This window comes from Streptomyces sp. 4N509B (genome assembly GCF_052245655.1).
Taxonomy (GTDB): Bacteria; Actinomycetota; Actinomycetes; order Streptomycetales; family Streptomycetaceae; genus Streptomyces.
In genome coordinates, this window is sequence record NZ_JBQQBZ010000021.1 from 1 (window position 1) to 25,532 (window position 25,532).

Below are 25,532 nucleotides of genomic sequence, written 5' to 3' on the forward strand. Positions count from 1 at the left end.
GACCATGGCACATTGCCTCTCCCCTCCCGGCGCGGCGGCCGGGCGGGGCGCGGGTCGCTGCGGTCCGCGGTCGGGCTGGTTACAGGCCGAGCTCGCCCTCGAACTCGCCCGCCTCCAGACGGGTCTTGATCTCCGTGAGGTACCGGGCGGCGTCGGCGCCGTCGACCAGCTGGTGGTCGTAGGAGAGGGTGAGGTACAGCATGTCCCGGATGGCGATCGTCTCACCCAGCTCCGGGTGGTTGACCACGACGGGACGGCGCACCGTGGCACCGATGCCGAGCTCGGCGACCTGCGGGTAGTTCACGATGATCGTGTCGAACAGCGCGCCGCGCGAGCCCGTGTTGCTGATCGTGAACGTGCCGCCCGACATGTCGTCCGGGGTCAGGCCGCCGCCGCGGACCTTGCCCGCGAGCTCCGCGGTCTTCTTCGCGATGCCCGCCAGGCTCAGGTCGCCCGCACCCTTGATGACCGGGACGAGCAGGCCCTTCTCGGAGTCCACCGCGATGCCGATGTTCTCGACGTCGTGGTAGGTGACGGTGCCGTCGTCGTTGATCTTGGCGTTGATGGACGGGTGGACCTTCAGCGCCTCGGCGGCGGCCTTGACGATGAACGGCATCGGGGAGAGCTTCACGCCCTCGCGCGCGAGGAACGCCTCCTTCGCGCGCGCCCGCAGCCGCATGACGCGGGTGAGGTCGACCTCCACGACCGTGGACAGCTGCGCCTGGCTGTGCAGCGCCTTCATCATGGCCTCGCCGGTGAGCCGGCGGATGCGGCTCATCTTCACGGTCTGGCCACGCAGCGGCGAGGGCTGGGCGGCGGCCGGTGCCGCGGCGGCGGGCGCGGGCGCCGCGGCGGGCGCCGCCGCGGTGGCCTTGGCGGCCTCGGCCGCCGCCAGCACGTCCTGCTTGCGGATGCGACCGCCGACGCCGGAGCCGCGGACGGTGGACAGGTCCACGCCGTGCTCACCGGCCAGGCGACGCACGAGCGGCGTGACGTAGGCACCGTCCGTGGCCGGAGCCGGAGCCGGAGCGGCGGCGGCCGGAGCCGGTGCGGGCGCCGGGGCCGGGGCCGGGGCCGGAGCTGGCGTCGGAGCGGGTGCCGCCGCGGCGGCCGGAGCCGGTGCGGGGGCCGGAGCCGGCGCGGGAGCGGGTGCCTCGGCGGCCGGGGCCGGTGCGGGCGCGGGGGCGGGAGCGGCGCCCGCGGCACCGATCACGCCGAGCTTGCCGCCCACCTCGGCTGTCTCGTCCTCGCCGACCGTGATCTCCAGCAGGGTGCCCGCCACCGGGGCGGGGATCTCGGTGTCGACCTTGTCGGTGGAGACCTCCAGCAGCGGTTCGTCCGCCTCGACCTCCTCGCCGACGGCCTTCAGCCACCGCGTGACGGTGCCCTCGGTGACGGACTCGCCGAGCGCCGGCAGCACGACGTCGGTGCCGCTCGCGCCACCCGACGGTGCGGCGGCGGGCTCGGGAGCCGGAGCGGGCGCCGGCGCGGCGGCGGCCGGCTGAGGAGCCGGCTCGGGCGCGGGCTGCGCGGCGGGCTCCGGCTCGGGTGCGGGCGCGGGCTGTGCGGCGGGCGCCGCCGGGGCGGCCGCCGCCTGGCCGCCCTCCTCGATGACCGCCAGCTCCGCGCCGACCTCGACCGTCTCGTCCTCGGCGACCCTGATCGCGGTCAGCACACCGGACGCCGGGGCGGGGATCTCGGTGTCGACCTTGTCGGTGGAGACCTCGAGCAGTGGCTCGTCGGCCTCCACGACCTCCCCCTCGGCCTTGAGCCAACGGGTGACGGTGCCCTCGGTCACGCTCTCGCCGAGCGCCGGAAGGGTTACGGAAACCGCCATGGTTTCTGGTGCTCCTTACGAAAAATGGTGGTAACGCGGCCAGGTGTCGTCAGTCGTGGGAGTGCAGCGGCTTGCCGGCGAGGGCGAGATGGGCCTCACCCAGCGCCTCGTTCTGCGTCGGGTGGGCGTGGATGAGCTGGGCCACCTCCGAGGGCAGCGCCTCCCAGTTGTAGATCAACTGGGCCTCGCCGACCTGCTCACCGAGCCGGTCCCCGACCATGTGGACGCCGACGACCGCGCCGTCGCGGATCCTCACCAGCTTGATCTCGCCGGTGGTCTTCAGGATCTTGCTCTTGCCGTTGCCGCCGAGGTTGTACCGGAGGGTGACCACCTGGTCGGCCCCGTACAGCTCCTTCGCCCGCGCCTCCGTGACACCCACGGAGGCGACCTCCGGGTGGCAGTACGTGACGCGGGGCACGCCGTCGTAGTCGATGGGCGCCGGGTTCAGACCCGCCAGCCGCTCCGCCACCAGGATGCCCTCGGCGAACCCGACGTGCGCGAGCTGGAGGGTCGGGATGAGGTCCCCGACGGCCGAGACCGTCGGCACGTTGGTCCGGCAGTACTCGTCGACCACCACGAAGCCGCGCTCCGTCGCGACGCCGGCCTCCTCGTACCCCAGGCCCTCGGAGACCGGACCCCGGCCGATGGCGACGAGCAGCAGCTCCGCCTCGAAGGTCTTGCCGTTCTCCAACGTCACCCGGACGCCGTCGTCGGTGTACTCGGCGGTCCTGAGGAACGAGCCGAGCGAGAAGGCTATGCCGCGCCTGCGGAAGGCACGCTCCAGCAGCCGGGAGCTGTCCTCGTCCTCGGCGGGGACGAGGTGCGGCAGGCCCTCGACGATGGTCACCTCGGCACCGAAGGAACGCCATGCCGAGGCGAACTCGACGCCGATGACGCCGCCCCCCAGCACGATCGCCGACTTCGGCACCCGGTCGAGGGTCAGGGCGTGGTCGGAGGAGATGATCCGGTCGCCGTCGATGGTCAGGCCCGGCAGCGAGCGGGGCACGGAGCCGGTCGCCAGGACGACGTGGCGGCCGGTGTACCGCTGGCCGGCCACGTCGACGGAGGTGGGGGAGGACAGCCGCCCCTCGCCCTCCACGTAGGTGATCCCCCGGGAGGCGACCAGGCCCGTCAGGCCCTTGTAGAGGCCGGAGATCACGCCGTCCTTGTACTTGTGCACGCCCGACATGTCGATGCCGTCGAAGGTGCTCCGCACACCGAACTCCGACCCCTCACGGGCCGCGTCGGCGATCTCGCCCGCGTGCAGCAGGGCCTTGGTGGGGATGCAGCCGTTGTGCAGACAGGTGCCGCCCAGCTTGTTCTTCTCGACCAAGGCCACGTCCAGGCCCAGCTGCGAGGCGCGCAGGGCCGCGGCGTAGCCACCGCTGCCGCCGCCGAGAATCACCAGGTCGAAAACGGTGCTGGCGTCGTTCGCCACGTCACGTTCCTCCAAGGATGGGGTTGTGGGCCCTGTCCTGCCTGGAAGACATCTTCGCACCTGCCGACCCGGTTCGAGAGCCGGGGCCGAACCCCGGCGACGGCGTCCGTCGGGGATCGCCCCAGGACGCGGGCCTGTTCCGGGCCTGATCCGGGCCCGATCCGGGGGCGAACCGGGGGAGCGGGCCGAGGAGAACCCGAGGCCGACCCGAGGCCGGCCCCGGGTCGAGGGGCCGGCCCCGCGACGGTCCTGCCGGGGCCTGGGGCGTCGGGATCTCCGCGGGGCCGCGAGGAGCCGGACGACGATCCCTAGGCCAGCTCTCCCGCGGCGGCCCGCTCCGCCAGCAGCAGCAGCGTCCGTACGGCGGAGCCGGTGCCGCCCTTCGGCGTGTAGCCGTACGGGGAGCCCTCGTGGAACGCCGGGCCCGCGATGTCCAGGTGCGCCCAGCGGGTGCCGGCGGGCACGAACTCCTTGAGGAACAGCGCGGCGGTCAGGCCGCCGCCCCGCCTGCCGCCCACGTTGGCGATGTCCGCCACGGGGGACTTCATGCCCTCCAGCAGCTCCCGCGGCATCGGCATGGGCCAGGACTGCTCGCCCGCCCGGCGCGCGGTCTCGTGCACCAGGTCGCGGAAGTCCTCGTCGTCGCCGAGCACGCCGAAGGTGCGGTCGCCCAGCGCGATCGTCATCGCGCCGGTCAGCGTCGCGACGTCGACCAGCGCGTCGGGGGACTCCTCCATGGCGCGGGTCAGGGCGTCGGCGAGCACCAGCCGACCCTCGGCGTCGGTGTTGCGCACCTCGACCGTCTTCCCGCTGTACATGCGCAGCACGTCACCGGGGCGGGTCGCCGAGCCGGAGGGCATGTTCTCGGCCAGGGCCAGCCAGCCGGTGACGTTGACCGGCAGGTCCAGCCGCGCGGCGGCGACGACGGTGGCGAAGACGGCGGCGGCGCCGCTCATGTCGCACTTCATCGTCTCGTTGGCGCCCACCGGCTTCAGCGAGATGCCGCCGGAGTCGTAGGTGATGCCCTTGCCGACCAGGGCCAGCGTCGCGGTGGCCGCCTCGTGGGTGTGGGAGACACGCACCAGACGGGGCGGGGTGGCCGAGCCGCGGCCGACGCCGAGGATGCCGCCGTATCCGCCGTCCGCCAGCGCCTGCTCGTCGAGCACCTCGGCCTTCAGGCCGTGCTCCTCGGCGGCCGTCTGCACGGCGGCGGCGAAGTCCGCGGGGGCGAGGGAGTTCGGCGGGGTGTTGACCAGATCGCGGGCGCGGGCCACCTCGTCGGCCAGCACGCCGGCCCGTCGGGCGGCGGCCTGCCGCCCGCCCTCCTCGGCCGCCGCGTCGAGCAGCGTGATCCGTGCCAGGGGGGCGCCGCTGTCCGGCGCCGCGTCCGCCTCCCGCGCGCCGCGGAAGGCAGTGAACGCGTACGCGCCGAGCAGCGCGCCCTCGGCGACCGCGGCCAGCCCGCCCTCGTCGTCGACCGGCAGGGCGAACACGGCGTGCTCGGTTCCGGACAGCGCCCGGGCCGCCGCGCCGGCCGCCCGCCGCAGCGTCTCCGGGTCGAAGCCGTCGCCGGCCTCCGGCGCGGCTCCGAGGCCCACCGCCACGACGAGCGGGGCACGCGGCCCGTCCGGGACCTCGGGCACGGGCAGCTTGGTGATCTCGTCCTCGCCGCCCTTGGCGCCGACGGTGGCGAGCGCCGCGGCGAGACGGCCGCCGAAGGCCGCGTCCACCTCGGTGGCGGCGGGCACGCCGGAGGCCAGGGCCGGTCCCGACCCGTCCTTGACGACGCCGACGACCACGGCGTCCGCGTCGACCTGAGCGGCGGTGGAGGTACTGAGGGTCAGGGAAGTCACGGTGATCCTTGATCCTTTCGAAGGATGTCCGCAGGGCGCAGAGCACGGAGGACGTCGCTCTCAGTGCCCATGTGGGGTGTCAGAAGCCTACGCCTTGGCTGAAAGCCCCGGTGGGGCTGGTCACGAGGTCACGCCTCGGCGGGTGGGGGCGGTCGGGTGGTCGAACGGGATGGGGCTGGTGGGACGGATGGGTCGGATGGGAGTGAGGGGCCTACGGGCTGAGGCGGGGTCAGGCGGTCACGGCGAGGACGAGCAGCGCCACGGTGGTCGCCGTCTCGGCCGCCGCGCCCAGCACGTCACCGGTGATCCCGCCGAACCGGCGGCGACAGTGACGCAGCAACGCCTCGGCCGCGCCGAGTCCGAGGACCACCGCGCACGCGCCCGCCACCGCGGCGCCGGCCACCGGCGGCGAGCCGGAGATCGCGCCCAGGACGAACGCGGTGAGGCAGGCACCGCCCGCCAGGGCCAGCACCTGGCCGACCGTCAGGCCGCGCGCGACCGTCCTGCCGAGACCCTCGGTCCTGGCCGGCGGCATGCCGTCGCGGCAGGCCCAGCTCAGGGCGGTACGCCCGGTCAGACAGGCGATCACCACCGCCGCCAGGGCGGGGCCCTGACCGTGGTGGTGGAGCTCGTACACCGCGGCGACCTGGGTCAGCAGCACCAGGACGAGGGTGGCCACGCCGAACGGCCCGATGTCGGGTCGCCTCATGACGGCCAGGGCCTCGGCGGCGGGCCGACCGCTGCCCAGGCCGTCGGCCGTGTCGGCCAGGCCGTCGAGGTGCAGGCCGCGGCTGAGCGCGGCCCAGGTGGCGACCGTGACGACGGCCGTCAGCAGCCAGCCGGCCTCCAGCTCCAGCAGCAGCCAGGACAGGCCGGCGGCCGTGAGGCCGAGGACGAGGCCGACCAGCGGCGCGCACAGCATGCCCAGCCGGGCGGTCGCCCGGTCCCAGCGGACCCGGCCGACCGGCAGCACGGTGAGGAAGCCGAAGGCGAAACGCAGACCCTCCACCATCCCGGGGCCCGGCGAGGTGGCCGGCGGCTGCCGGGGCGGGGGCGGCCCCGGCGGTGGTGGCGGCGACGGCGGGGGAGCCGCGGACGCCTGCCCGGGCGGGGGCGTGGCGTCCGGCGTCTCCGGTGTCTCCGGCGGCGGTGGCGTCGTCATCGGCGGTCCTCGTGACTCGACCTCAGGTGGCCTCGGCGATGGCCGGGGTCTCCTCGTCGGACAGCGACTCAACGGGGTCGGCCTGGCCGGCCCCTGACGGCTCCTGCGCCTGCTGCGCGTCCTCGGACTCCTCCGGGCGCGCCGGCAGCTCGGCGGCGAGCGCCGCGGCGGCGAGGACCAGCGGCAGCGCGAGCAGCGCGCCCGTCCCCTCCCCGGCGGTGACGCCGTGGTCCAGCAGCGGTTCCAGCGACATCCGGTCCAACGCCTTGGCCTGTCCCGGCTCGCCGCTGGCCTGCCCGGCCAGCCACCAGTCGGGAGAGCGGAACGCGACGCGCTGCGCCACCAACGCGCAGGCGGCCGAGACGACGCCGTCGAGGATGACAGGGGTGCGGCGCACCGCGCACTGGAGGAGGAAGCCGGTCATCGCCGTGAGGTCGGCGCCGCCCACCGCGCCCAGGAGCCGCAGCTGGTCGCCGAGGTGGGGGCGGGCCCGGCGCAGCCCGTCCCGGATGGCGGCGCACTTGCGCATCCACGTCAGGTCGTCGACGCGCTCGCCGCCGCGGCCGGTGACCACGGAGGCGTCGGTGCCGCACAGGGCGGCGATCAGCACGCCGGCCGCCGTGGTGCCACCGACGGAGACGTCGCCCAGCACCAGCAGGTCGCTGCCGGAGTCGGCCTCCTCGTCGGCGACGGCCATGCCGGCGCGGAACGCCCGCTCCGTCTCCTCGGGGGTGAGGGTGTCCTCGACGTCGAGCCGGCCCGAACCGTCGCGCACCCGGTGCCGGGTGACCTCCTCGGGAAGCTCCTCCCGCGGACAGGCCAGGGAGAGGTCCACGACGCGCAGCGGGATCCCGGCGTGGCGGGCGAGGACGGCGGTCGGGCTGACGCCCTCCAGCGTCGCGCGCACCAGCTCGACGGCGCCGCCGGCGGGGCGGGCGGAGACGCCGAGCGCCGCGACGCCGTGGTCGCCGGCGAACAGCACCGCGCGGGGCTGCCTGATCGGCGTCACGGGCACCCGCGCCTGCGCGGTGGACAGCCACGAGCCGAGCTCGTCGAACCGGCCGAGCGCGCGCGGCGGCACGGCGACGCGCTTGCGCCGCTCCGTGGCCTGCCGCCGGACCAGGCTGCTCGGGCGCTCGATGAGGTCGCCGAAGTCGTTGAGATTCAGGGCGCCGTCGCTCATGGGCATGAGCGTACCGCCCGCCCCCGATCCCGCCCCCTGCAGTCACGTCCGCCGCCTCGGGGGCCGCCGTCCCGCCTCGGTCGGCCCCGCAGCGGGACGGCGGCGCCGGCGACGAACAGCAGGACCTGCTCGCACTCCGCCGCCACCTCGGCGTTCAGCCGGCCCAGCTCGTCGCGGAACCGGCGGCCCGCGGGGGTGGCGGGCACGACGCCCGAGCCCACCTCGTTGCTGACGATCACCACGGTCCTGCGCGTCGCGCGGACCGCCGCGACCAGGGCCCCGGTCCGCTCCCGCAGCCGTGCCGACGCGTCCGGCGCCCCGTGGTCGCCCTCGAAGCAGCCGGCGGCGTCCATGGCGTGGGTCAGCCACAGGGTCAGGCAGTCGACCAGCAGCGGCGGGCCGTCGTCCCGCGCCAGCAGCGGCACCAGCTCGCGGGTCTCCGTCGTCAACCAGCCGGCCGGCCGGCGCGCGCGGTGGGCGGCGATCCGCTCCTCCCACTCGGGGTCCGCGCCCGCCCCCGTGCCCGCTCCGGGTCCCGGCCCGGCGGTGGCAACGTAGACGACGTCGGGGAAGGTGGCCAGGCGCCGCTCCGCCTCCTCCGACTTGCCCGAACGGGCGCCGCCCAGCAGCAGGGTGCGGCGCGGCGGTCCCGGCGCCGCCCGGTGGCCGCCGACGGCCACCGTGGCCCCGTCCGGCTCCGCCCGCGCGCCGGCCGCCGCCAGGCGGCGGTGGAGCTCCGCGCCCGGTGGCGCGTCGTGGTCGAGGTGGACGGCCAGGACCTCGGTGGTGGGGGCGACCGCGCCCGTGGCCCGCAGCGCGGCCAGCGCGTCCGGCCGCCCGACCACGTCCATCAGCACGGCGTCGAACGGCCGGGCCGCCGGCCCGGGGACGGACGCGGGGGCGGCGCCGGGCGGCAGGTGGAGCAGCCGTTCGCCGCGGGGGCCGGTCACCGCGTGGCCCGTGCCGGGGCGGTCCACCGCGACGGCGCGCACCCGGTGTCCCGTCGGCGACGTGAGCTCCCGGCCCTCGGGCACCCGGGTGGGCGTGGGCAGCGGCTCCGGCGGCGCCGCGGGCGGGCCGTCGTGCGGAGCCGGGCCGTCGTGCGGACGGCTCGTCAGAACCAGGCGCACCCCGCGCACCGAGCGGCCGGCCCGGGCGGCCGACAGCGTCGTGCCCGGCGTGGGGTCGAGCAGCAGCGCGCCGTCCACCAGCACCGCCGTCGGGGTGCGGGCGTCGGGTCCGAGCGCGCGGGCACACGCCGCGCAGGGGCAACCGGGCCGGGGCAGCCCGAGGCGACCGCCGGTGCCGAGCAGGGTGACGTCCACGGCCCGATCCTCTCCCGCCGCCCCGGCGGACGGACAACGCGGGACGGGCCGGGCCCACGCGGACCGCGAGGGAGGAGGCGGAATGCGGGGAACGCGGGGGAACGACGGAAACGCGCTCGGCGGAGCGGAGGCCGGCCCGAGCAACGCGCGAGCAACGCGCGAGAGGAGGCGGCGTCGACCACGGGCGAAAGCGGCCCTCGGTGATCTAGGCTGCGGACACTGGTCCAGCGGCAGGTGGGAGGCGGACATGGCCTGGGAGTGGCAGTTCGAGAAGGCGGACGGCTCGACGACCGAGCCGTCCCTGGCCCCTGGCGACTTCGGCACCCAGGGCGACGCGGAGTCATGGATCGGGGAGAGCTGGCAGGAGTTGCTGAGCGAGGGCGTGGACCAGGTCAGCCTGCTGGAGGACGGCGTCAAGGTGTACGGCCCCATGAGCCTGCACGCGGCCCAGGAGTAGCCCGGCGACGGCGAACGACCGGCGACGCGGGCCGGCCGGCCCCGGCGGCGGACCGGCGCGCGGCCCTCACGACCCGGACGCCGACGCCTCGCCGAGCGTGACGCGGACGGTGTCGCCCGCGTCGTCGCGCAGGTAGGTGACCTCCGTCCGCTGACCGGGCCGCATCCCGGCGAGTGTCTCGGCCAGCGAGACGACGTCGGTGACCGGCTCGCCGCCCACCGCCGTGATCACGTCCCCGGGCAGCATCCCCGCCCGCGCGGCGGGCCCGCCGTCGGTGACCTCGGCGATGGCGGCGCCGACCGGCTCGAAGCCGTCGCCGAGCACGGTGCGCACCGTGACGCCGAGCTGGGCGCGCCCGGAGTCGGTCACCCGGCCTCGGTCGATCATCTGGTCGGCGATGAAGGTCACGGTGGAGGCCGGGATGGCGAAGCCGATACCGGGGGCCTGCCCGCCGCCCATCTGGGGGTTGCGCGCGGCGAGGGTCGGGATGCCGATGATCTGGCTGGAGAGGTTGACCAGCGCGCCGCCGCTGTTGCCGGGGTTGATGTCGGCCGAGGTCTGCACCATGTTGCCGAGGGTCGCCTCGCCCTCCCCCTCGCTGACGGAGCGACCCACCGCCGAGACGATGCCCTGCGTCACGCTGGAGGACAGGCCCAGCGGATTGCCCATGGCGAGCACGATCTGCCCCACCTCCACGGCCCCGGAGTCGCCGAACGTGGCGGGACGCAGCTGCCCCGGGAGCTCGGTCAGGCGGATCACCGCGAGGTCCTGCTCGGGGTAGGCGTCGACGAGCGTGGCCGGGAGCGGCTTCTTCCCGGTGGCGAGCGTGACCTCGAACTCGTCGGCCTCGCCGACGACGTGGGCGTTGGTGACGACGTGGCCCTCCTCGTCGTAGATCACCCCGGAGCCCAGGGCGTCGCCGGCCGCGATCTCCACGACCGACGGCAGCACGTCCGCCACCACGCGCTGGTAGGCGTCCTGGAGCTCGCCGGAGACCGTCGGCTCGGGCGCCGCCGACGCCTGCCGGGAGAGCACGGCGGAACCGGGGGCGGCCTGGCCGGTGCACCCGGCCAGCGAGGCGGCCGCACAGGCCACGGCGAGCAGGGTGGCACGGGCGGTGCGGGGAGTCATGCCGGAATTGTCCCGTCTGTCCCCGCCTGTGGCACGCACCGGCACGGCACTGTAACGGGTGAGACCGCGACGCGCCGGGCGAGCAGCGCCGTCGCGCGCGTCAGCCGCCCGGCGGCGCGCGTCCGGCAGGGGCGGGGCCGTCGGGGACACCCCTACGGGACGGACGGGCCCGGAGCGGACGGCACGAGGCCGGAGGGGACCGGCGGCACACGAAGGCCGGCCGCACGCGGCTGAACGCGTACGGCCGGCCTCCGTGACGGTCGGGGGGTCAGCGGGGCGGCTCGCCCCGCTTGATCTGCGGGCGCGGTAGCCGCATCCGGCGCATCTGGAGGGTGCGCATCAGGGCGTAGGCCGTGGCACCCTTCAGGCTCTCGCCGGGGAAACGGGCCCGCAGCGTCTTCTTCAGCCGGCGCGCCGTGAGCACCGAGTCGAAGACGATCATCACGATGACGAAGAGCCACAGCAGCAGCGCGAGGTTCCGTGCCGCGAGCGACGGCAGCATGCTCAGCACCAGGATGGCGACGGCCACCGGCAGGAAGAACTCCGCCATGTGCCACTTGCCGTCCACGAAGTCGCGCGTGAAGCGGCGCACCTCTCCCCGGTCCCGGACGGGCAGGTGACGCTCGTCCCCGGACAGCAGCGCCTCCCGCTGCTTGGCCAGCGCGACACGCCGGGTCTCCCTGGCCCGCTTCGCGGCCTCCTTGCGGTTGGCCGGCGGCTTGGCCACGGCACGCCGCAGCGCCTCCGACTCCTTGCGCTTCGGCGTGGGGCGGCCCTTCGGCGCCTGGGGGTCACGCTCGCTGACCTCCGGCTCGACCTGCGTCGCGGCGGGGGCCTGGTCTTCTTTGGAACGGCTACGGAACACGTCTTCCAGCCTACGGGCTCGGACACCGTCCGCCCCGCGCGGGGCGAAAACGATCGTGCAACGGCGCGCCACGTCCGGCGACGGACCGTGACGGTGTGCGACACCTCCGGCCTCCACCCCAGGCTGGACGTCTCAGGGCCGCGATCGTCCTGCAGGAGGAGCGCATTCGGCCGCGAGCAGTGCCCTAATAGATAGAGGCCCCGTAGGCTAGGGGAAACAGCAGGGAACGCAGGGAACACGGCCCTGGAAGTCCGAGTCCGTCCATGAAGGGGGCGCGCGAGGCCCATGAGCGGCATCATGAAGCGGATGGGGATGATCTTCCGCGCGAAGGCCAACAAGGCCCTGGACCGGGCCGAGGACCCGCGCGAGACGCTGGACTACTCGTACCAGAAGCAGCTGGAGCTGCTGCAGAAGGTGCGGCGCGGCGTGGCCGACGTGGCGACCTCCCGTAAGCGCCTCGAGCTTCAGATGAACCAGCTCAACAACCAGTCCTCCAAGCTGGAGGACCAGGGCAGGAAGGCGCTGGCGCTCGGCCGCGAGGACCTGGCCCGCGAGGCGCTCACCCGGCGTGCGGCCCTCCAGCAGCAGATCAGCGACCTCCAGCAGCAGCACGAGACGCTCCAGACGGAGGAGAACAAGCTCACCCTCGCCTCGCAGCGACTTCAGGCCAAGGTGGACGCCTTCCGCACGAAGAAGGAGACCATCAAGGCCACGTACACCGCGGCCCAGGCCCAGACCCGCATCGGCGAGGCGTTCTCCGGCATCTCCGAGGAGATGGGCGACGTCGGCCTCGCCATCCAGCGCGCCGAGGACAAGACGGCACAGCTCCAGGCCAGGTCCGGCGCCATCGACGAGCTGCTGGCCTCCGGCGCCCTCGACGACCCGACCGGCACCTCCAAGGACGACCTGACGGCCGAGCTGGACCGGATCTCGGGGAACGCCGACGTGGAGCTGGAGCTGGAGCGGATGAAGGCCGAGCTGACCGGCGGCGGCTCCGGCAGCCGCCAGGCGATCGAGGGCGGCACCGGCACGGCCTCCGGCACGGGCCAGGAGGAGGGCCAGCGCCAGGAGTCCCCCCGGTTCGACAAGCAGTGACGCCATCCGACGCCCGCCGTGGCCGCCCACGAGTGGCGGCGCGTGGCGGCGGGCGCGCGGTGGTAGACAGACACTGGCGCCGGCCGGAGCGGGTCGGTCGCGGACAGTGAGCGGCGTTGCGTGTGGGAGGCCGGCGTGATCGTACGAATCCTGGGCGAGGGGCAGGTGAGGCTGGACGACAGCCACTTCCCCCTGCTCGACAGGCTCGACGACGAGCTGATGGCGGAGCTGGAGTCCGGCGACGAGACCGGCTTCCGCCGCACCCTCCAGGCCCTGCTGGAGGCCGTCAGCTCCGTGGGCACGCCGCTGCCCGACGAAGCCCTCGAACCCTCTGAGCTGATCCTGCCGTCCCCCGACGCCTCCATCGAGGAGGTCCGCGCGATGCTGACCGAGAACGGCCTGATCCCCGGCCTGCCCGACGCGTCCGGCGAGGCCGGGGGCGGCGGCCGGTCCACGAGCGACTGAGCCCCGCCGCCGTGACCCTCGTCGAGCACGCCGCCCGCCTCCGCCAGTGGCTGCGGACGCACCCGCTGGCCCTGGACGCGCTGATCGCCGTCAGCGCGTACGCCGCCTACCTCTGCGCCGCGGGCACCATCTCCAAGGACCCCATGGACGGCACCGGCCTGTGGGAGCGGGACCTGCCCGCCCACAGCGTGCTGCTGGGGGCGCTGGCCTGCGCCGCGCTGGTGCTGCGCCGCCGCATCCCCACCCAGGTCCTGGGCACGACGCTGGCGGTGAGCGTCGTCGAGCTCACCCTGGGCGCCGAGAGCCACCAGCTCGCCGAGCGCCACGCCTCGATCCTGATGCCCGTGGTGGTGGCGCTCTTCACCGTCGCCAGCCGCACCGACCGCCCCACCACCTGGCGCGTCGGCCTCTGCAGCATCGCCGTGGTCGCCCCCGCCGTGCTGCTGCTGGGCCAGCAGCCCTGGTACTCGCAGGAGACGGTGGGCGCCTTCGCCTGGCTCGCGCTCGCCGCGGTGGCCGGCGAGGCGGTCCGTAGCCGCCGCGCCATGGTCGACGCGATCCGCGAGCGGGCGGAGCGGGCCGAGCGCACCCGGGAGGAGGAGGCCCGCCGCCGGGTCACCGAGGAGCGGATGCGCATCGCGCGCGAGCTGCACGACGTCGTCGCCCACCACATCGCGCTGGTCAACGTCCAGGCAGGCGTCGCCTCGCACGTCATGGACAGCCGGCCGGACCAGGCCAAGGAGGCGCTGGCCCACATCCGGCAGGCCAGCCGCCGGGCGCTCGGCGAGCTACAGACCACGGTCGGGCTGCTGCGGCAGCAGGACGAGCCGGTCGCTCCCACCGAGCCGGCGCGCGGGCTCGCGGTGTTGGGCGACCTCGTCGACGGATTCGTGAGGACCGGCATGTCGGTCACGGTGGACGAGCGGGTCGACGACCGCCCGCTGCCCTCGGCGGTCGACCTGGCGGCGTACCGCGTCGTCCAGGAGGCGCTGACCAACGTGCACAAGCACGCCGGGCACGACGCGTCGGCCCTGGTCCGCATCGTCTGCTCCGGCGACGAGGGCGCGGAGGCCCTGGACATCACCGTCCTGGACAACGGCGACGGCCGCCGCGCGGGGCACCCCCACGGCGTCGCGGGTGGCACGGGCGGCGCGGGCACCGCGGGCACCGCGGGCGGCGCGGGGGCCAACGGCACCGCCGCCCTCGCCAACGGCACCCGCATCGGCTCCGGCCCGGACGCCGGCACGGGCGCGGCCGCCGACCCGGCGGCCGGTGGGTCCGGCCACGGACTGGTCGGCATGCGCGAGCGCGCCGCCGCTCTGAGCGGCAGCTGCGAGGCCGGTCCGCTCGACGGCGGAGGGTTCCGGGTCCGCGTCAGGCTGCCCCTGCGGCCGCCGCGGCAGGAGCAGCCCGCCGCCGTGGGCGTGGCCGGCGCGGTCAGGGGCGGCGCCCGCGCGGGAGTCGGCTGCCGCGGCACCGCGGTGGAGGGCCGTCGCGCGTGATACGCGTGGTTCTCGCCGACGACCAGGCCCTGCTGCGCAGCGCGTTCCGGGTGCTGGTGGACTCCGAGCCCGACATGAGCGTCACGGGCGAGGCGTCCGACGGCGAGGAGGCGCTGCGCGTCGTCCGCGAACAGGGCGCCGACGTCGTGCTGATGGACATCCGGATGCCCGGCACCGACGGCCTGGCCGCCACCCGCGCCATCAGCGCCGACCCGGCCCTCGCCGACGTCCGCGTGCTGATCCTGACCACCTTCGAGACCGACGACTACGTGGTGGAGGCGCTGCGCGCCGGGGCCTCGGGATTCCTCGGCAAGGGCGCGGAGCCGGGCGAGCTGCTGAGCGCCGTCCGGCTGGTGGCGGCCGGCGAGGCCCTGCTGTCCCCGGCCGCGACGCGTGGCCTGATCGCCCGCTTCCTCGCCCACGGCGCCGGCGCGGAGCCGCAGCCGTCCGGCGCGGCCGCCCTGGCGGTGCTGACCGCGCGGGAGCGCGAGGTGCTCGTCGAGGTGGCCGGCGGGCTGTCGAACGACGAGATCGCGCAGCGCCTGGCTGTCAGCCCCCTGACCGTGAAGACCCACGTCAACCGGCTGCTCGCGAAGCTCGCCGCCCGCGACCGCGCCCAGCTGGTGGTCATCGCCTACGAGACGGGACTGGTCCGCCCGCGCGGCGGCGGCGCGTAGCCCGCCCGGCGGCGGCCCGGGGAAGGACGCCTCGGCGGGCCGCCTCAGAGGAAGGCGGGGGAGGGCAGGTACGGGCTGGGCGGGCGCATGCCGCGCACGCAGACGTAGCCGTCCGGCTCCAGCGCGAGGCCCGCGGCGAAGCCCACGTCCAGCGCCCACTCCTGCTCCGCCGTCAGGTGCCGCAGGGTCGCGGTCACCCCCGGGGAAAGGCTCAACAGGACGGAGGTCAGCAGCCGCGCGGCGATCCGCCGGGAGGTGGCGGCCAGCAGCTCCACGCGGCCCCGCTCGTCGACGTACGCGTACCCGCTGCCCGCGAGGTCGTCGGCGACCACCACGCGGCAGTGCCGCAGCAGCTCCTCGTGGTCCGGGCCGTGCGCGCCGCCCCGCAGCCGCCGGTCCACCGAGTCCATCAGGGACCGCTGCGACGGCCCGCCCTCGACGGCGGGGCCGTCGGGCAGGCCGAGGCCGGAGGCGTCGACCGGGCCCGTCATGCGCATCGACGGGTGGAGGCTGAAGCCGGCCGCCCGGTACAGGCGGGCGGCCGCGGGATGGCGGGTGGCGCAGACCATGCCGCGCAGCGTGCCGCGCCCGTACGCCATGACGCGCCGCATCAGCTCCGTGCCGACGCCCTTGCCCTGCGCCTCGGGCGTCACCGCGAGCAGCGACAGGCCCAGCAGGCCCTCGCGCCGGCTGGCGAGCGCGACGCCGAGCGGCCGGCCGGAGTCGTCGTCCTCGGCGAGCCAGCAGCCGTGGGGATCGGTCTCGGCGAGGTGGCGGACCCGCCGCAGGAACCTCACGGTCCGCGGCGCGTCCCACTCACCCTCGCCCCACGCGGCGGCGGCCACGTCCTGCGTGGCCTGGGCGTCCGCCCGGGTGTCACGGAGCCGGCGCAGCATCATGGCTCCATCGTCGCCCGGCGGGCCCGGCCGACGACAGGGGTCCGTGCGGCCCCGGGGAGGCCGGGGCGGACGGCTCAGGGGAGGGCGAGCATCTGCTCCAGGGCGAGCCGGGCGTAGTGCTCGGTCTCGGCGTCCACCTGGATCTGGTTGATCACCCGGCCCTCGGCCAGCGACTCCAGCGCCCAGACCAGGTGCGGGAGGTCGATGCGGTTCATGGTGGAGCAGAAGCAGACGGTGCGGTCGAGGAAGACGATCTCCTTGCCCTGGCTCGCGTACCGGTTGGCCAGCCGCCGCACGAGGTTCAGCTCGGTGCCCACGGCCCAGGTGCTGCCGGCGGGCGCGGCGTCGAGCGTGGCGATGATCCTCTCCGTGGAGCCGACGTGGTCGGCGGCGGCGACCACCTCGTGGCGGCACTCGGGGTGGACCAGCACGTTGACGCCGGGGATGCGCTCGCGCACCTCGGTGACGGAGTCCAGGGAGAAGCGGCCGTGGACCGAGCAGTGGCCGCGCCACAGGATGATCCGGGCCTCGCGCAGCTGTCGCTCGGTGAGCCCGCCGTTCGGCCGGTGGGGGTTGTACACGACGCAGTCGTCCAGCGACATGCCCATCTCCAGCACGGCGGTGTTCCGCCCGAGGTGCTGGTCGGGCAGGAACAGCACCTTGCTCCGCTCGCCGTCGCCCTGCGCCAGGGCCCACTCCAGGGCGCGGCGGGCGTTGGAGGAGGTGCAGACGGTGCCGCCGTGCCGGCCGGTGAACGCCTTGATGTCGGCGGAGGAGTTCATGTAGGTGACGGGCACGGTGACGTCGGCGACGCCCGCCTCGGTCAGCACGTCCCACGCCTCGGCGACCTGCTCGGCGCTGGCCATGTCGGCCATCGAACAGCCGGCGGCCAGGTCGGGCAGGATCACCCGCTGCGCGTCGGAGGTGAGGATGTCGGCGGACTCGGCCATGAAGTGGACGCCGCAGAAGACGATGTACTCGGCGTCGGGGCGGGCGGCGGCGTCGCGGGCGAGCTTGAAGGAGTCGCCGGTGACGTCGGCGAACTGTATGACCTCGTCGCGCTGGTAGTGGTGGCCGAGCACGAAGACGCGCTCGCCGAGGCGGGCCCTGGCGGCGGCCGCGCGGGCCACCAGGTCGGGGTCGGAGGGGGCGGGCAGGTCACCGGGGCAGTCCACGCCGCGCTCGCTGGCCGGGTCGGAGCCACGGCCGAGCAGGAGGAGGGCGAGGGGAGTGGGCTCCACGTCGAGGGACCGGGCGGTGGTCATCTGCACACACCCTTTCTGGTTGTGCTGGCGGCGGCGCCGTCCGCGACTTTTCGTCGAACTGACGTAATGGATCATAACCCCCTTCGTGTCAGTTTGACGATGATGGGTGATGAGGACTGCGTCACTGTGACGCGTCCGGCGGGTGTGCGAGCATGAATACGATGACGGGATGGGCCCGAACCGGAATGAACCGGGGAGGCTGTCCGTTGCAGCACTCGGCAGAGTTCATCCGTACAACCCGGGAGTAGCAGATGTCCGTATCGGAACAGACCGCTGTGAGCGACGGCATCATCCTTTCCGACGCGGCCGTGTCGAAGATCAAGAGCCTGCTCGAGCAGGAGGGGCGCGACGACCTGTCGCTCCGGGTGGCCGTCCAGCCCGGTGGCTGCTCCGGCCTGCGGTACCAGCTCTTCTTCGACGAGCGCTCGCTCGACGGCGACGTCGTGAAGGACTTCGACGGAGTCAAGGTGGTCACCGACCGGATGAGCGCTCCGTACCTCGGCGGCGCCAACATCGACTTCGTGGACACCATCGAGAAGCAGGGCTTCACGATCGACAACCCCAACGCCAGCAACTCCTGCGCCTGCGGCGACTCCTTCAGCTGAGGTCCCGGCGCCGGGGACTCCGGCCCGCCCGCCGGGGCGCGGCGCCAGGACGGACCGACGGGCCGCCCGCCACCCTTCGTGAGGGTCGGCGGGCGGCCCGTCGTGCGCTCGTCGGAGCGCTCCGCTCGTCGGCGCGCCGTGAGCGTCAGCGCACCGTGATCGGCTCGCCCCGCCCGTCGACCACGCTCCGGTCCCCGACCGGCTCCGCGAGCTCCACCTCCGTCGTCATCTGCTCGGCGAGGGCGATGCACTGGGTGTCGGGGTCGGGGGAGGTCGCCTCGACGCGGACGACGACCCGCTCGTCCGACTCCTCCGCCGTCGCCACGTGGTCGCCGCAGACGCCGCCCCAGAAGGTGACCGTCAGGGTGCGACCGCTCGCCTCGTAGGACTCGACCGCGAGGCCGGTCTCGCTGACGTCGGAGCCCGCCCCCGCCTCCGGCTCCGCCGGCTCCGCGCCCACCACGCCACCGCCGTCGTCCTGCCGGCCGTCGTCACCGTGGCCGTCGTCGCCACCGCCCGAGCCGGAGCCAGACGCCGCGCCGGACCCGGCCCCGGACGCGGGCCCCGACCCGGCCCCGGACGCCGAGCCGGCGTCCGATCCCGGCCGGTACTCGAAGGGCACCGCCGGGTGGCTGGCGACCGGCGTCCCGTCCTCCCCGTCCGCGGCCAGGAACAGCCAGGACGGCACCAGCAACGGCTCGCCGTCGGAGTGGTGCAGCGCCAGCCCCAGCTCGGCCGTCACCCGCACCGGCTCCGGCTTCGCCACCTCGGCGCACGGCATCTCCGGCTCGGCGTCCGCGCCCGGCACGGTCTCCGCGCCCGACGCGGCGCCCCTGCCCGTCTGGCACTGCGGCAGCCGCAGCATCTCCGCGCTCTCGACGCGGTCGTTGTGGTCCGTGAGGGCCTGCCCGGCGTCGACGATCTCGCGCTCGGCGCCGGGGGCGACCTCCGGCTGACGCGCCCCCCAGGCCGCCGTCACCTCGCCGTCGTGGCCGACGACCACCTCCGTCTGGAGGCCGTGCACCAGCAGCCCGTCGACCCGCGGCAGGGCCAGCACGCTCCGCTGCGACCCGCTGGACCGGGAGGCGTCCACCAGCGCGTCGCTCAGGCCCAGCTCCGCCAGCAGGGGCTCGGCCGCCTCGAGCGCCTCCTCCCGCGAGGGGGGCGGAGCGACCTCGCCCTCCGACTCGGACAACGCGGAGCCGGAGCCGGAGCCGGAGCTGGAGCCGGAGCCGGAGTCCACGCTCGTGTCTCCGGGATCGGCCGGCAGGGCGGGGAGCGCGCTCACCTCCCCGGCGGTCGCCGGGTCGGTGTAGGCCCAGTAACCCGGCGCCTCCCGCTGGACCGAGAGCACCGGCCCGTCGGGGCCCTCGCCGACCGTCCACCAGCCGTCGGCCTGGGAGACGGAGCTGTGGAGCCCGAGCAGCGCGGCCAGCTCGGCGACGTCCTCCCGCGCCGCGCCCCCCTCGAAGCCGTAGTCGACGGCGCTGCCACCCCCGTCGGGCAGCTCGCCCGCCGGGCGCAGCGGCGCCGCGAGCCCCGACTCCAGGACCAGGCCCTCCGCCCGGTCCGCGCCCTGCGCCAGCGGCCGGTCGTCCAGCACGAGCGGCGCCGCGTCACCCCCCGACCCGTCGTCGGCGACGTCGGACGCGTCGCCGGAGCCGTCCCCCTCCAACGCCCCCGCCCCGTAGATCCCGCCCGTGATGACGGCGACCGCCGCGACGACCGCGACCACCTGCCACCGCCGGCGGGACGGCCGCCCGTCCTCCGTGCTGTCGGTCTTCTCGTCGGCCACAGTCACGCTCCTTCAGCCTCGCTTCCCGTGGGAACATCGTCGGCCCACGGTCCTTCGACGGAGCCCACCCGCCACGGGTTCCCGTTGGATAGCCTGATGAGCCCCCAGACTCTTGCCAAGGGAGCAGACCTCCGTGCGCATCGCCGTCTCAGGTTCCATCGCTCACGACCACCTCATGACCTTCCCCGGACGCTTCGCCGACCAGCTCGTCGGCGACCAGCTCCACACCATCTCGCTCTCCTTCCTCGTGGACGGCCTGGAGGTGCGGCGCGGCGGCGTGGGCGCCAACATCTGCTACGGCATGGGGCAGCTGGGCGCCTCGCCGATCCTGGTCGGCGCGGCGGGGGCGGACTTCGAGGAGTACCGCGACTGGCTGGACCGGCACGGCGTGGACACCGCGTCGGTGCGCATCTCCGAGGTCCTGCACACCGCGCGCTTCGTCTGCACGACCGACGCGGACCACAACCAGATCGGCTCCTTCTACACGGGCGCCATGAGCGAGGCACGACTCATCGAGCTCAAGCACGTCGCCGACCGCGTCGGCGGTCTCGACCTGGTGCACATCGGTGCCGACGACCCCGAGGCGATGATGCGGCACACCGAGGAGTGCCGCACCCGGGAGATTCCCTTCGCCGCCGACTTCTCCCAGCAGCTCGCCCGCATGGACGGCGAGGAGATCCGCTACCTGACCGACGGCGCCGCCTACCTCTTCCACAACGAGTACGAGAAGGCCCTGGTCGAGTCGAAGACCGGCTGGTCCGCCGAGGAACTGCTCCAGCGGGTCGGCACCCGGGTGACGACGCTCGGCCCGCGTGGCGTGCGGATCGAGCGGGCGGGGCGGCCGACCGTGGAGGTCGCCTGCCCGCAGGAGGACAGCAAGGCCGACCCGACCGGCGTCGGCGACGCCTTCCGCGCCGGCTTCCTCGCCGGCCTGGCCTGGGGCGCCTCGCTGGAGCGCGCCGCCCAGGTGGGCTGCATGCTGGCGACGCTCGTCATCGAGACCGTCGGCACGCAGGAGTACACGCTGCGGCGCGGCTCGTTCATGGACCGCTTCACCAAGGCGTACGGCACGGACGCGGCGGACGAGGTGCGCGCGCACCTCCTCTGACCGTCGTTGACGTCCGCCGCCGACGGCTACGCGAGGCGGCGCACCCGGTACGCGGTGCCCCGTTCCCGCTCCGACGCGCCCAGGTACTCCTGACCGCGCATCGTGCACCAGGCGGGAACGTCCAGCCGCGCCGCCTCGTCGTCGGCCAGCACGGTCACCACCGCGCCCGGCGGCACCCGGCCGATCGCCTTCGCCAGCTCGATCACCGGGACCGGGCAGCGCCTGCCGAGCGCGTCCACGACCAGTTCCTCGCCGGCCTCCCCGCCGCGCGTGTCGGCCGCGTCGGCGTCGGCCGCCCCCGCGCGCGCGGCCGACCCCCCGCCGCCGCCCGTCGGCGGGTCCAGCTGCGCGCGGACCGCGGCCACCACGCCGGGCAGCACGTCGAGGAAGCGCTCCACGTCCTCCTCGGCCGTCCCCGGCGGCAGCGACACGCGGACGTTCCCCGAGGACAGCACCCCCATGGCCCTGAGCACGTGACTGGGAGTCAGGGTGCTGGAGGTGCAGGAGGACCCCGAGGAGACGGCGAACCCCTCCCGGTCCAGCGCGAACAGCAGGGCCTCGCCGTCCGCGTACAGGCAGGAGAAGGTGACGACGTGCGGCAGCCGGTGCCGCGCGTCGCCCACGACCTCCACGTCGGGCACCCGTGCCGGCACCTCCCGGCGCACCCGCGTCACCAGCGCCGACAGCCGCGCCGCCTCCCCGCCGCCGTCCCCCGCCGCCGCGAGCTCCTGCCGCACGGCGCGCAGCGAGGCGGCGGCGGCCACGAACGCCGGAATGTTCTCGAAGCCCGGTGCCCGCCCGAACTCCCGTTCGTCGGCGGGCGGGGGAGCGGCGAACCGCGTCCCCTTGCGGACCACCAGCAGGCCGACCCCGGCCGGCCCGCCCCACTTGTGGGCGCTGCCGGTCAGCAGCGACCAGCCGTCGGGAACCGCCCCCCAGGCCAGCGACTGGGCGGCGTCCACCAGCAGCGGCACGCCCGCCTCCCGGCACTCCCGTGCGATCTCGGCGATCGGCTGAAGGGTCCCCACCTCGTGGTTGGCCGACTGCACGCAGACCAGAGCCACCGGACCCGGCGCCTCGCGCAGCGCGGCCGCCACCGCCTCCGGCGCGACCCGGCCGCCCCGGTCCACGCCGATCTCGCCGGCCGTGCCGCCCGCCGCGCGGTGGGCGTCGGCCGCGTGCAGCACGGCCGAGTGCTCCACCGCGGAGACCAGCAGGTGCCGCCCCACGCGGGCGCGGCCGGCCAACGCCCCCGCGATGCCGGTGTGCAGCGCGCGGGTGCCCGAGGTCGTGAACGTCAGCTCGTCGGGGCGGCAGCCGACCGCCTCGGCCGCGGTCTCGCGGGCGGCGTCGAGCAGCAGCCGGGCGCGCCGCCCGTCGCGGTGCGGGCGGGCGGGGTCGGCCCAGCCGTCCTCGTACGCGGCGAGGAGGGCCTGTCGGGCGACCGGGTGAAGCGGAAGAGAGGACGCGGCGTCGAAGGAGGGCACGTGACCCACGCTAGACGCTGTGCCGTCCCGTTGACGGCGCCACCGTGTGGCGGCACGTTGGGCACCCTCCCCGCGTGGCGGCAAGGGGGGTCGAGTAGGGTTTGGTCCGCATCATTCAACGACACCCCTGCTCGTGCCAGGGCCGTCCCCGCGGGTGCGGGACCGCGGCCACCACGGGCGAGACACTCGGGAAGGCGTTACGTGAGTCCCAACGGCTCCGGCCGCTCGTCGCGGCGCACCGTGCGGCGGATCCTGCCGCAGGCGCTGATCGCGGGCGTGCTCCTGGCAACCGCGACCGGTTGTACATCCGAGGACTTTCCCCGCCTGGGCTTGCCGACCCCGGTGACGGAGGAGGCCCCTCGCATCCTGTCCCTGTGGCAGGGCTCGTGGGCCGCCGCGCTCGCCACCGGCGTGCTGGTGTGGGGCCTGATCCTGTGGAGCGTGTTCTTCCACCGTCGCTCCAGGACCAAGGTGGAGGTCCCGCCCCAGAACCGGTACAACCTGCCGATCGAGGCGCTGTACACCATCGTGCCCCTGATCGTGGTCTCGGTCCTCTTCTACTTCACGGCCCGGGACCAGACGGAGCTGATGGAGACCTCGGAGGAGCCGGACCACATCATCAACGTGGTCGGTTTCCAGTGGAGCTGGGCGTTCAACTACATCGAGCCCGTCGGCGCCTCCGACAACGACGCGCGCACCGCCCCCGAGCTGACGGACTACATCCCCGACCGGATCGTGGAGCGCTTCCCGGAGAACGCGGACGGCGTCTACGAGGTCGGCACCCCCGCCGACCGGAACGAGTACACCGGGAACCCCGGGCCCACGCTGGTGCTCCCCGAGGGTGAGACGGTGCAGTTCGTCCTCACCTCCCGGGACGTCATCCACTCCTTCTGGGTACTGCCGTTCCTGATGAAGCAGGACGTCATCCCGGGCCACACCAACGTCTTCGAGGTGACGCCCACCGACGAGGGCACGTACATGGGCAAGTGCGCGGAGCTGTGCGGCACCGACCACGCCCGCATGCTCTTCAACGTGGAGGTCGTCTCGCCGGAGGAGTACGACCGCTACCTCCAGGACCTGGCGGAGCAGGGCCAGACCGGATACCTCCCCGCGGGCATCCCGCAGGAGGAGGAAGCCCGGAACGCCGAGACCAACGAGGGGCAGCCGTGACCATCCTCGACCCGAACCAGACCGCCGGAGCGGCGGCGTCGCCCGCGTCGCCCCCCGTACGCCGGCGCAGCCCTGGCAGCGTCGTCGTCTCGTGGCTGTCCACCACGGACCACAAGACGATCGGCTCGCTGTACCTGGTGACGTCGTTCCTCTTCTTCATCCTCGGCGGCCTGATGGCGCTGGTGATGCGGGCGGAGCTGGCGCGCCCCGGCAGCCAGGTGGTCTCCAACGAGCAGTTCAACCAGCTGTTCACCATGCACGGCACGATCATGCTGCTGCTGTTCGCGACGCCGCTCTTCGCCGGCTTCACGAACTGGATCATGCCGCTGCAGATCGGCGCCCCCGACGTCGCCTTCCCCCGGCTGAACGCCTTCGCGTACTGGCTCTACCTCTTCGGCGGTCTGCTGGCCACGGCCGGCTTCCTCACCCCGCAGGGCGCGGCGAGCTTCGGCTGGTTCGCGTACACGCCGCTGTCGGACGCGGTGCACTCGCCCGGCGTCGGCGCCGACATGTGGATCATGGGCCTGGCCTTCTCCGGCTTCGGCACGATCCTCGGCGCGGTCAACTTCATCACCACGATCATCTGCATGCGCGCCCCGGGCATGACGATGTTCCGGATGCCGATCTTCACCTGGAACGTGCTGCTGACCAGCGTGCTGGTGCTGCTCGCCTTCCCGGTGCTCGCCGCCGCCCTCTTCGCCCTCCAGGCGGACCGGACCTTCGGCGCCCACATCTTCGACTCCGCAAACGGCGGAGCCATCCTGTGGCAACACCTCTTCTGGTTCTTCGGCCATCCCGAGGTGTACATCATCGCGCTGCCGTTCTTCGGCATCGTCTCCGAGGTCATCCCGGTCTTCTCCCGGAAGCCGATCTTCGGGTACATCGGCCTCGTCGCCGCGACGATCCTGATCGCCGGCCTGTCGGTGACGGTCTGGGCGCACCACATGTACGTCACGGGCGCGGTGCTGCTGCCGTTCTTCTCCTTCATGACCTTCCTGATCGCGGTCCCGACCGGTGTGAAGTTCTTCAACTGGATCGGCACCATGTGGAAGGGCTCGCTCAGCTTCGAGACGCCGATGCTGTGGTCGATCGGCTTCCTCGTCACGTTCCTCTTCGGCGGTCTGACCGGCGTCATCCTGGCCTCCCCGCCGCTGGACTTCGCCATCTCCGACTCGTACTTCGTGGTGGCCCACTTCCACTACGTGGTCTTCGGCACCGTGGTCTTCGCGATGTTCGCGGGCTTCCACTTCTGGTGGCCGAAGTTCACGGGGAAGATGCTCGACGAGCGGCTCGGCAAGATCACCTTCTGGACGCTCTTCGTCGGCTTCCACGGCACCTTCCTGGTGCAGCACTGGCTCGGTGCCGAGGGCATGCCCCGGCGCTACGCCGACTACCTCGCGGCCGACGGCTTCACCGCGCTGAACACGGTCTCGACGATCAGCTCCTTCCTGCTGGGCATGTCGCTGCTGCCGTTCCTCTACAACGTCTGGAAGACGTGGAAGTACGGCGAGAAGGTCCAGGTCGACGACCCGTGGGGCTACGGCCGCTCCCTGGAGTGGGCGACCGCCTGCCCGCCGCCCCGGCACAACTTCCTGACGCTGCCGAGGATCCGTTCCGAGTCGCCCGCCTTCGACCTTCACCACCCCGAGGTGGCGGCGCTCGACCAGTTGGAGCAGGGCCGTGAGGCCGTCGCCGTGGGCAAGGGAGCCGGCAAGTGAGGATTCAGGGTCATCTCTTCAGCTGGATCGCCGTCTTCATGCTGGGCAGCGCCATCGTCTACGGCGTGTGGTCCAAGGAGCCGGTCGGCACCACGGCACTGTTCCTGTCCTTCGGCCTGGCGGCCATGATCGGCTTCTACCTGGTCTTCACCGCCCGCCGCGTGGACACCGGGGCCCAGGACGACAAGGAGGCGGACGTCGCGGACGACGCCGGCGAGGTGGGCTTCTTCAGCCCGCACAGCTGGGCGCCGATCCTGCTGGCCGCGGGTGGCCTGTGCGCCTTCATGGCCCCGGTCTTCGGCTGGTGGTTCCTGTACTTCACCTTCCCGCTGGTCCTGGTCGGCCTGTACTTCTGGGTCTTCGAGTACTACCGCGGCGAGAACCAGAACCAGTGAGCCACGCCCGGCCGGCGGCCGAGCGGGTACCGACAACGGGTCAGTCCCGGGGCGTCACGCCCCGGGACTGACCCGTTTGCAGCACCCGTCGCGCCCTTTG

The 25,532-nt window shown here is 74.3% G+C and carries 22 protein-coding genes; 10 read left to right on the forward strand and 12 right to left on the reverse strand.

Annotation, left to right across the window (positions count from 1 at the left end):
- Positions 1–79: 79 nt before the first annotated feature.
- From sucB to ACTWP5_RS19350, 6 genes are all read right to left on the reverse strand, one after another.
- Complete coding sequence (sucB, locus tag ACTWP5_RS19325) at positions 80–1,837, reverse strand: 2-oxoglutarate dehydrogenase, E2 component, dihydrolipoamide succinyltransferase (protein ID WP_443222267.1); 1,758 nt, start codon at positions 1,835–1,837, stop codon at positions 80–82.
- A gap of 49 nt (positions 1,838–1,886) precedes the next feature.
- Positions 1,887–3,275: a dihydrolipoyl dehydrogenase gene (gene lpdA / locus ACTWP5_RS19330; RefSeq protein ID WP_443222268.1), complete on the reverse strand. Its 1,389-nt coding sequence runs from the start codon at positions 3,273–3,275 to the stop codon at positions 1,887–1,889.
- Between the two features lie 308 nt (positions 3,276–3,583).
- Positions 3,584–5,128: a leucyl aminopeptidase gene (locus ACTWP5_RS19335; protein ID WP_443222269.1), complete on the reverse strand. Its 1,545-nt coding sequence runs from the start codon at positions 5,126–5,128 to the stop codon at positions 3,584–3,586.
- 229 nt (positions 5,129–5,357) lie between these two features.
- Positions 5,358–6,290 carry an adenosylcobinamide-GDP ribazoletransferase gene (locus ACTWP5_RS19340; RefSeq protein ID WP_443222270.1) on the reverse strand — a complete coding sequence of 311 codons (933 nt, stop codon included), beginning with the start codon at positions 6,288–6,290 and terminating at the stop codon, positions 5,358–5,360.
- A 22-nt stretch (positions 6,291–6,312) separates the two neighbouring features.
- A complete protein-coding gene (locus ACTWP5_RS19345; protein WP_443222271.1) occupies positions 6,313–7,473 on the reverse strand; it encodes a nicotinate-nucleotide--dimethylbenzimidazole phosphoribosyltransferase in 1,161 nt (386 codons plus the stop codon).
- Positions 7,470–8,798: a bifunctional adenosylcobinamide kinase/adenosylcobinamide-phosphate guanylyltransferase gene (locus tag ACTWP5_RS19350; protein WP_443222272.1), complete on the reverse strand. Its 1,329-nt coding sequence runs from the start codon at positions 8,796–8,798 to the stop codon at positions 7,470–7,472. The genes ACTWP5_RS19345 and ACTWP5_RS19350 overlap by 4 nt, the downstream gene beginning before the upstream one ends.
- Before the next feature lie 247 nt (positions 8,799–9,045).
- Here ACTWP5_RS19350 and ACTWP5_RS19355 point away from each other — a divergent pair, with 247 nt between their 5' ends.
- The gene (locus ACTWP5_RS19355) at positions 9,046–9,255 is read left to right on the forward strand and encodes a hypothetical protein (RefSeq protein WP_443222273.1); all 210 of its coding nucleotides are present in this window, start codon (positions 9,046–9,048) and stop codon (positions 9,253–9,255) included.
- Between the two features lie 66 nt (positions 9,256–9,321).
- On the opposite strand, the gene ACTWP5_RS19360 is transcribed toward ACTWP5_RS19355, so the two are convergent.
- The gene (locus tag ACTWP5_RS19360) at positions 9,322–10,386 is read right to left on the reverse strand and encodes a S1C family serine protease (protein WP_443222274.1); all 1,065 of its coding nucleotides are present in this window, start codon (positions 10,384–10,386) and stop codon (positions 9,322–9,324) included.
- 268 nt (positions 10,387–10,654) lie between these two features.
- Positions 10,655–11,251: a DUF3043 domain-containing protein gene (locus tag ACTWP5_RS19365; RefSeq protein WP_443222275.1), complete on the reverse strand. Its 597-nt coding sequence runs from the start codon at positions 11,249–11,251 to the stop codon at positions 10,655–10,657.
- A gap of 285 nt (positions 11,252–11,536) precedes the next feature.
- Here ACTWP5_RS19365 and ACTWP5_RS19370 point away from each other — a divergent pair, with 285 nt between their 5' ends.
- The 4 genes from ACTWP5_RS19370 to ACTWP5_RS19385 all read left to right on the forward strand — a co-directional run bounded on the left by ACTWP5_RS19370 (position 11,537) and on the right by ACTWP5_RS19385 (position 14,990).
- Complete coding sequence (locus ACTWP5_RS19370; protein WP_443222276.1) at positions 11,537–12,346, forward strand: PspA/IM30 family protein; 810 nt, start codon at positions 11,537–11,539, stop codon at positions 12,344–12,346.
- A 135-nt stretch (positions 12,347–12,481) separates the two neighbouring features.
- Positions 12,482–12,811, forward strand: a complete 330-nt coding sequence (gene pspAA, locus ACTWP5_RS19375) for a PspA-associated protein PspAA (RefSeq protein WP_443222277.1) — start codon at positions 12,482–12,484, stop codon at positions 12,809–12,811.
- A gap of 11 nt (positions 12,812–12,822) precedes the next feature.
- Positions 12,823–14,313 carry a sensor histidine kinase gene (locus ACTWP5_RS19380; RefSeq protein ID WP_443222278.1) on the forward strand — a complete coding sequence of 497 codons (1,491 nt, stop codon included), beginning with the start codon at positions 12,823–12,825 and terminating at the stop codon, positions 14,311–14,313.
- Positions 14,310–14,990: a response regulator gene (locus ACTWP5_RS19385; RefSeq protein ID WP_443222279.1), complete on the forward strand. Its 681-nt coding sequence runs from the start codon at positions 14,310–14,312 to the stop codon at positions 14,988–14,990. The genes ACTWP5_RS19380 and ACTWP5_RS19385 overlap by 4 nt, the downstream gene beginning before the upstream one ends.
- 44 nt (positions 14,991–15,034) lie before the next feature.
- Here the strand turns inward: ACTWP5_RS19385 and ACTWP5_RS19390 are convergent, their stop codons facing one another.
- Positions 15,035–15,889, reverse strand: coding sequence for a GNAT family N-acetyltransferase (locus ACTWP5_RS19390; RefSeq protein WP_443222280.1), 855 nt, complete (start codon positions 15,887–15,889; stop codon positions 15,035–15,037).
- A gap of 74 nt (positions 15,890–15,963) precedes the next feature.
- A complete protein-coding gene (gene nadA / locus ACTWP5_RS19395; protein ID WP_443222281.1) occupies positions 15,964–17,154 on the reverse strand; it encodes a quinolinate synthase NadA in 1,191 nt (396 codons plus the stop codon).
- 251 nt (positions 17,155–17,405) lie between these two features.
- On the opposite strand from nadA, the gene ACTWP5_RS19400 reads away from it, so the two are divergent.
- Positions 17,406–17,759 (forward strand): HesB/IscA family protein, encoded by a 354-nt coding sequence (locus tag ACTWP5_RS19400; protein ID WP_443222282.1) that lies wholly within the window; start codon positions 17,406–17,408, stop codon positions 17,757–17,759.
- Positions 17,760–17,904: 145 nt separating this feature from the next.
- Here the strand turns inward: ACTWP5_RS19400 and ACTWP5_RS19405 are convergent, their stop codons facing one another.
- Positions 17,905–19,554 (reverse strand): hypothetical protein, encoded by a 1,650-nt coding sequence (locus ACTWP5_RS19405; RefSeq protein ID WP_443222283.1) that lies wholly within the window; start codon positions 19,552–19,554, stop codon positions 17,905–17,907.
- A gap of 133 nt (positions 19,555–19,687) precedes the next feature.
- On the opposite strand from ACTWP5_RS19405, the gene ACTWP5_RS19410 reads away from it, so the two are divergent.
- Entirely contained in the window at positions 19,688–20,662 is a 975-nt protein-coding gene (locus ACTWP5_RS19410) for a carbohydrate kinase family protein (RefSeq protein ID WP_443222284.1), read from the forward strand.
- 26 nt (positions 20,663–20,688) lie between these two features.
- Here ACTWP5_RS19410 and ACTWP5_RS19415 read toward each other — a convergent pair whose 3' ends face one another.
- Positions 20,689–22,149, reverse strand: coding sequence for a cysteine desulfurase/sulfurtransferase TusA family protein (locus ACTWP5_RS19415; protein WP_443222285.1), 1,461 nt, complete (start codon positions 22,147–22,149; stop codon positions 20,689–20,691).
- Positions 22,150–22,350: 201 nt separating this feature from the next.
- On the opposite strand from ACTWP5_RS19415, the gene ctaC reads away from it, so the two are divergent.
- From ctaC to ACTWP5_RS19430, 3 genes are read left to right on the forward strand one after another with little or no spacing between them, the layout of a single operon-like run.
- Positions 22,351–23,319, forward strand: coding sequence for an aa3-type cytochrome oxidase subunit II (ctaC, locus tag ACTWP5_RS19420; protein WP_443222286.1), 969 nt, complete (start codon positions 22,351–22,353; stop codon positions 23,317–23,319).
- Complete coding sequence (gene ctaD, locus ACTWP5_RS19425) at positions 23,316–25,037, forward strand: aa3-type cytochrome oxidase subunit I (RefSeq protein ID WP_443222287.1); 1,722 nt, start codon at positions 23,316–23,318, stop codon at positions 25,035–25,037. Before ctaC ends, ctaD begins: the two co-directional genes overlap by 4 nt.
- Positions 25,034–25,432, forward strand: coding sequence for a cytochrome c oxidase subunit 4 (locus ACTWP5_RS19430; protein ID WP_443222288.1), 399 nt, complete (start codon positions 25,034–25,036; stop codon positions 25,430–25,432). Before ctaD ends, ACTWP5_RS19430 begins: the two co-directional genes overlap by 4 nt.
- Positions 25,433–25,532 lie beyond the last annotated feature (100 nt).

What these genes read in the sequence shown, in the direction of transcription:
- ACTWP5_RS19345 (WP_443222271.1), bottom strand. Translation starts at nt 7,473, where the DNA reads ATGAGCGACGGCGCCCTGAATCTCAACGACTTCGGCGACCTCATCGAG.
- sucB (WP_443222267.1), bottom strand. Translation starts at nt 1,837, where the DNA reads ATGGCGGTTTCCGTAACCCTTCCGGCGCTCGGCGAGAGCGTGACCGAG.
- ACTWP5_RS19390 (WP_443222280.1), bottom strand. Translation starts at nt 15,889, where the DNA reads ATGATGCTGCGCCGGCTCCGTGACACCCGGGCGGACGCCCAGGCCACG.
- ACTWP5_RS19370 (WP_443222276.1), top strand. Translation starts at nt 11,537, where the DNA reads ATGAGCGGCATCATGAAGCGGATGGGGATGATCTTCCGCGCGAAGGCC.
- ACTWP5_RS19360 (WP_443222274.1), bottom strand. Translation starts at nt 10,386, where the DNA reads ATGACTCCCCGCACCGCCCGTGCCACCCTGCTCGCCGTGGCCTGTGCG.
- nadA (WP_443222281.1), bottom strand. Translation starts at nt 17,154, where the DNA reads ATGACCACCGCCCGGTCCCTCGACGTGGAGCCCACTCCCCTCGCCCTC.
- ACTWP5_RS19340 (WP_443222270.1), bottom strand. Translation starts at nt 6,290, where the DNA reads ATGACGACGCCACCGCCGCCGGAGACACCGGAGACGCCGGACGCCACG.
- ACTWP5_RS19355 (WP_443222273.1), top strand. Translation starts at nt 9,046, where the DNA reads ATGGCCTGGGAGTGGCAGTTCGAGAAGGCGGACGGCTCGACGACCGAG.
- ACTWP5_RS19400 (WP_443222282.1), top strand. Translation starts at nt 17,406, where the DNA reads ATGTCCGTATCGGAACAGACCGCTGTGAGCGACGGCATCATCCTTTCC.